Raw genomic sequence first — 6376 nt, forward strand, 5'->3', positions numbered from 1 at the left:
ATAATCAAATGCGCCCAGGCTGGCTTTGGCTCCTTCGCCCATCGCGATGATAATCTGCTTATAAGGTACTGTGGTGGCGTCACCGGCGGCGAATACGCCATTAAGGCTGGTTTCTCCGCGGCTGCCCACTTCGATCTCGCCTCGCTCCGACAGGGACACTGCTGAATCTTTCAGCCATTCCGTGTTGGGTACCAGGCCAATTTGAACAAAGATGCCAGACAGCTCCAGTTGCTTGATTTCACCGCTGTTGCGATCTTTGTAGTTCAAGCCGGTAACCCGTTTGCCATCGCCGATAACTTCAGTGGTTTGTGCCATGGTAATGATGTCGATGTTCGGCAGTGAATTGGCTTTGTCTATCAGCACCTGGTCTGCTCGCAGTACGTCGGCAAACTCCAGCACCGTAACGTGCTCAACAATACCTGCCAGGTCGATAGCGGCTTCTATGCCAGAGTTACCCCCACCGATGACTGCGGTCTTTTTACCTTTGAACAGCGGACCATCGCAGTGCGGGCAGTATGCCACACCCTTGTTACGGTATTCCTGTTCTCCCGGGACATTCATTTCGCGCCAGCGTGCGCCAGGGCTTAAGATAACGCTTTTACTCTTCAGGGTCGCGCCACTGGCAAGCTGAACGTGAATCAGCCCGTCGCTGGTGTGCTCGGCGCCCATCAGCTTTTCTGCTTGCTGCTCGGTTACCACATCGACATCGTACTCTTTTAAGTGCTCGCCGAGATCGGTGGCCAGCTTGGGGCCTTCCGTGCGCTTAACCGAGATAAAGTTTTCGATTGCCATGGTGTCCATCACCTGACCGCCGAACCGCTTGGCGACCACGCCAGTACGAATACCTTTACGCGCGGCGTATAGGGCTGCAGCGCTACCGCCAGGGCCGCCACCGACCACCAATACATCGTAAGGGTCTTTTTCGTTCAGGCGGGCGGCGGCTTTTTCCGCTGCACCATCGTCGAGCTTGTTGAGTATTTCAGCCAGCGACATACGACCCTGGCCAAACAGTTCACCGTTGATGAACACACTTGGTACCGCCAGAATATCACGCTGCTTCACTTCGTCCTGGAACAGCGCGCCATCAATCATAGTGGTACGTATCGCCGGGTTGATTGCAGCCATCATATTAAACGCCTGCACCACATCCGGGCAGTTCTGACACGACAGTGAGATAAAGATTTCCACATCCAGCGCTTTATCCAGCTGGGCAATCTGTTCAATCACTGGCTGTTCCAGCTTAATTGGGTGGCCACCGGAGTGGAGTAACGCCAACACCAATGAAGTGAACTCATGGCCCATAGGTACCCCGGCAAATTGCAGCGCTGTGCCTTTGGTTGGGTTAGTTACCGCCATCACCGGCTTGCGCTCGCTGGCCTGGTCGTCGCGCTGAACAGAAATATGGTCACTCATTTCGGCTATCTCGTTAGCCAAAGCGAAGATCTCCTGCGCGGCTTTACTTTCATCAAGACTGACCACTAGACGGACATCTTCCTTTACGTTAGCCAGATACTGTTTTAGTTGTTGTTTGATTGATTGGTCTAGCATATTAATTACACCTTTGTTTGGTTCTAAAAAAGAGTGGTCACTCTGGATAAAAATATTGAGGGAGAGCCAGCCGGGCAGGTCGGTCGTCAGTAGCTACCCGGCCCGCTCTCTTATTCAGGGCATCTTAAAATCTAATGATTTCAGATAGGTATGGTTAGATTTTGCCAACCAAGTCCAGAGAAGGAGCCAGAGTCTCTTCGCCTTCTTTCCATTTAGCCGGGCAAACTTCACCTGGGTGAGCCGCAACGTACTGGGCCGCTTTTACCTTGCGTAACAAGTCTTCGGCGTCACGACCGATACCTTCAGCAGTGATTTCTACCGCCTGGATAACACCTTCCGGGTCAATCAGGAAAGTCGCGCGGTCTGCCAGGCCCTGGCCTTCACGCATCACACCGAAGTTGTTAGTGATGGTGCCAGTTTGGTCGCCGAGCATGTAGTAGCCAATTTTGTTGATAGTTTCAGAGCTGTCGTGCCACGCTTTGTGGGTGAAGTGAGTATCGGTTGACACTGAGTAAACCTCTACGCCGCGAGCTTTCAGCTCTTCATAATGATCAGCCAGGTCACCCAGCTCGGTAGGACATACAAACGTGAAATCTGCTGGGTAGAAGAAAAACACTGCCCATTTACCCAGAACGTCCTGTTCTGTCACTTCAACGAAGTCACCGTTTTTGTATGCAGTTGCGTGGAATGGCTTAATCTTAGTATTAATCATATGGTTACTTTCCTTTTAAGTTATTGGCGTTGCAATTTCTTGCCTTCGGGAAGTATATTCCCATCTCGCTAACCTAAAGAAAAATCACTTGTATCTATCCTATTGATAGGGAAAAGCTATTATTTAGTGTTTGTGTGCGTGGAGACGTTTGATAAAGGGAAGATCAGTAGCGGACGCCATTGCTGCCATATCTGCTTTAGGTTGCAAACCGTCGCGGGGAGAAAACAAAAAATCCCCGCACTGAGCGGGGATCACTATGTTAGTTTCTAACTACCAATGAGTAAGGGTAGTGAGCTTTGCTTTAGAAGTAGTAGTTTAAGCCAACTTTAAGTGAGTCCAGGTCGAACTTCTCGTCGTTATAAAATTGATCCACTACCCGCAAGCCATCGTACTGGCGCTGAAGCGCAATATGTACCGCGTAGTTATTGCTGAAGTAGTATTCTGCACCGACTTCGAGACCAAAATGGGTGTTTGTGCGTTTTTCTTTTACTTCAATGCGGCCGACGGAAACTGAGCTGATGTTGTCGTAGTTAACGTTGGTTTTAGTCCAGCTGTAATGTAATGTCGGTTTGGCATAGAACATCATATTGAAATCGGTTCGCCAGGTGAGCTTTGGACCAATTGAAATTGAATCATGGTCGAATCTGGCAAGATACGACTCCACACCCGCACCACCGGTAAAATAGCGGGTGTCGGTCATTGAATCAGTGCCGGTGCTGCTGTAGTTCATTTCTACTGCCCACCAGTCATTCATTACCCGACCCAGATTAAAGGATACGCCAGTCAAAGATTCTTCGAGCTTGGCATCGATTACGGTACCTTTTACACGGTTATAGTCATTATCCCACAGTATATCGGACTGCATGTAGTCAATGCCCAGATACCAGGTCGGAGCTGGTGAACTGGATGCGTTGAAAGAAACGGTCGCGAGAAGACCGGCGCACGCGAATGCCGAGATAGGTTTCATAGCTATCACCCTGCTAATACATAAAGTCAGTGAATGGATTGGATATAACAGCCCGGCGAGAAGGAGAGAGACTCCCTGGGGGGAGAGTACTGGATCCATTGAGAGTCGCCGGGCTGCTATCGGCAATACTATCAATGAGATGAATGTTATGCCCGAACAACAATGTATGGAATTGTATGGATTGGGTAAATTACTCTAAATTGTGGGTGGTGAACGACAATATCGCGGTCAAAACGGTTTGCTTGGTTGTGGCATTGGCGCAGTAAAAAAGCGGCTTTCCAGAGAAAGCCGCCATGGGATGATTATCTGAGGAAGTTAGAAAAATCCGAGTGGATTGACGTCGTAGCTCACCAGCAGGTTCTTGGTATTCTGGTAGTGATCCAGCATCATCTTGTGGGTTTCACGGCCGATACCGGATTTCTTGTAGCCGCCGAACGCGGCGTGCGCAGGATAGGCGTGATAGCAGTTCACCCAAACCCGACCAGCCTGAATGTTGCGACCCATACGGTAGGCCAGGTTGGCATCCCGGGTCCAGACCCCGGCACCCAGGCCGTATTCAGTATCATTGGCGATTTCCAACGCTTCGGCTTCATCTTTAAAGGTGGTGATGGCAATCACCGGGCCAAAGATTTCTTCCTGGAACACGCGCATTTTGTTGTGGCCTTTGAGCATGGTTGGCTGGATATAGTAGCCTGAGCCCAAGTCACCTTTTTGTTCTGACACGTCGCCGCCTATCAGAACCTCAGCACCTTCCTGACGACCTATCTCCAGGTAGCTGAGGATCTTGTCAAACTGTTCCTGAGAGGCTTGGGCGCCGACCTGAGTATCGCTATCCAGCGGGTTACCCTGCTTAATGGTTTGTGCCCGTTCAACCACCTTGGTGATAAACTTATCGTAGACAGACTCATGGATCAGCACCCGTGAAGGACAGGTACAGACTTCGCCCTGGTTAAAGAATGCCAGCAGCATACCTTCAATACATTTATCCAGATATTCGTCTTCGTGATCAAAGATATCGGCAAAATAGATATTTGGTGATTTGCCACCCAGCTCAACCGTAGACGGGATCAGGCTTTCAGCGGCACATTTCAGAATGTGATGGCCCACTTCTGTAGAGCCGGTAAAGGCGAGTTTGGCGATGCGATTACTGGTCGCCAGTGCCTGGCCAGCCTGATGGCCAAAACCGTTCACCACGTTAACCACGCCGGCAGGGAGTAAGTCACCAATGATTTCCATCAACACCAGGATCGAAGTAGGCGTCTGCTCTGCCGGTTTTAACACCACACAACAGCCAGCAGCCAGGGCGGGAGCCAGTTTCCAGGCGGCCATCAGCATCGGGAAGTTCCATGGAATGATCTGGCCGACCACACCAATTGGCTCTGGGAAGTGATAGCTGGCGGTATTGGCGTCCAGTTCGGCGGCGCTGCCCTCCTGGGCACGGATACAGCCGGCAAAGTAGCGGAAATGGTCCACCACCAGCGGCAGGTCTGCGGCTAAGGTTTCCCGTACTGGCTTGCCGTTTTCCCAGGTTTCAGCCACTGCCAGTTTTTCCAGGTTGGCTTCGATGCGATCGGCAATTTTCAGCAGTATATTAGCCCGCTCGCCTACACTGGTGGCTGCCCAGCCAGCGCGTGCTGCGTGGGCGGCGTCCAGCGCCAGTTCAATATCTTCAGCACCGGATTGGGCAACCTGACAGTAACTCTGGCCGTTCACCGGTGACACATTGGCAAAGTATTCGCCACTGACGGGTTTGACCCATTCGCCACCAATGAAATTGTCGTAATGTGATTTAAACGTGATGACCGAGTTTTCCGTACCGGGTTGAGCGTAAATCATAATCTGATCCTTCTGCATTCTCGTTGATGTTTATGGTTCTTGTTTAAAACGCGCCGTAAACGAGCGTTATTGTCACCAGAGACAACGCAAATCACAGACCAACTTGGTCGATCTTGTTGTTAATTAAATGTAACACTATGATTACCAAGTGATAACAAATGCAAATAATACGACTTGGTCAGCAGTATGTAAGTCATTGGAATTGTTCAGGTGTTCCAAAATGGCACACCCTGAATGTGACAAATTGGTACGATTATGGATCTTCAAACTCACAGCGGTCGGGACTGGCTTTCGACCTCATGGCATCGCAGCCGCGAGGCCGGATTAACGCCTCGCCGGCTGCCTCAGGATACCCGGCTATCACAGGCCAGCCTGAAAGGGCGTCAGGCCAGTGCCACGGCGCTGATCGCCGCGGTGGAAAAAATGGCTCTGCCGCTGTTTAATCAGATGTTTGCCCGAACAGACAGCCGTCTGATTCTGACCGACACGGAAGGGGTAATACTCAAAGCCTGGGGCCAGCAGAGGTTTGAGGAAAAACTTACCGCCATAGCGTTAGGTCCCGGTTCTTGCTGGCAAGAGAAGCTTAAAGGTACCAATGCCATCGGCACCGCGCTGGTAGAAGCCAAACCGGTATGTGTAATGGGCGATGAGCACTTTATACAGCGGCACCGTTTTATCAGTTGTTCTGCCAGCCCGCTGTTTGATCACCAGGGTCATCTGGTCGGCATTCTGGATATCACCAGCGAGCAACAGCGCCATGACGTCGCCACCCAGGTACTGGTTCAGAACATGGTACAGCTGGTGGAAAATCAGATGTTGTCCAGCATTCCACATGGCAGCATCCGACTCGATCTGGCGTGGGAAGAGTCGCTGCTGAACAGCGGATGGCAGGGCATAGTGATCGCCGATGCCAATGGTGAGGTACTGGCACAGAATCAGGTCGCGTCTCAGTTGCTGGCCGAGCGCAATGTCGTCGGCTGTTCTCTGGACGATCTGCTGGGTAACTTGCATCAGTCAAATGAACTGGTGTTCGCTACCCGCTACCTGGAGAAAAAGCAGCGGCGGGCTAAAGTCGTGACTCCTTCGTGCGATCTGCACCACGGAGACAGCACCATAGAGCACGCCTGGCAACAGGCAAACCGGGTGATCGACAAGGGAATCAGCCTGCTTATTCATGGTGAAACCGGTGTCGGTAAAGGAGAATTCGTCAAAGCGCTGCATCAGCAGAGTGCCAGGCGTAATGGCCCATTAGTGGCGGTTAACTGCGGTGCCCTGCCAAAAGATTTAATTGAGTCGGAGCTGTTTGGTTATGC

Annotated in this window: 5 protein-coding genes; 1 reads left to right on the forward strand and 4 read right to left on the reverse strand. The window is 51.3% G+C overall.

Annotation, left to right across the window (positions count from 1 at the left end):
- The 4 genes from ahpF to exaC all read right to left on the reverse strand — a co-directional run.
- On the reverse strand, positions 1-1548 hold a 1548-nt coding region (gene ahpF / locus ACQY6F_RS17755; protein ID WP_428776345.1), incomplete at its 3' end, for an alkyl hydroperoxide reductase subunit F.
- 154 nt (positions 1549-1702) lie between these two features.
- Positions 1703-2260: an alkyl hydroperoxide reductase subunit C gene (gene ahpC / locus ACQY6F_RS17760; RefSeq protein ID WP_428776347.1), complete on the reverse strand. Its 558-nt coding sequence runs from the start codon at positions 2258-2260 to the stop codon at positions 1703-1705.
- A 301-nt stretch (positions 2261-2561) separates the two neighbouring features.
- Positions 2562-3227, reverse strand: coding sequence for an outer membrane beta-barrel protein (locus ACQY6F_RS17765; protein WP_428776348.1), 666 nt, complete (start codon positions 3225-3227; stop codon positions 2562-2564).
- 315 nt (positions 3228-3542) lie between these two features.
- Positions 3543-5063 carry an acetaldehyde dehydrogenase ExaC gene (gene exaC / locus ACQY6F_RS17770; protein ID WP_428776350.1) on the reverse strand — a complete coding sequence of 507 codons (1521 nt, stop codon included), beginning with the start codon at positions 5061-5063 and terminating at the stop codon, positions 3543-3545.
- Between the two features lie 255 nt (positions 5064-5318).
- On the opposite strand from exaC, the gene ACQY6F_RS17775 reads away from it, so the two are divergent.
- The coding region (locus tag ACQY6F_RS17775) for a sigma-54-dependent Fis family transcriptional regulator (RefSeq protein ID WP_428776351.1) at positions 5319-6376 on the forward strand (1058 nt) is incomplete at its 3' end.

Source organism: Vibrio sp. (assembly GCF_050299255.1).
Lineage (GTDB): Bacteria > Pseudomonadota > Gammaproteobacteria > Enterobacterales > Vibrionaceae > Vibrio.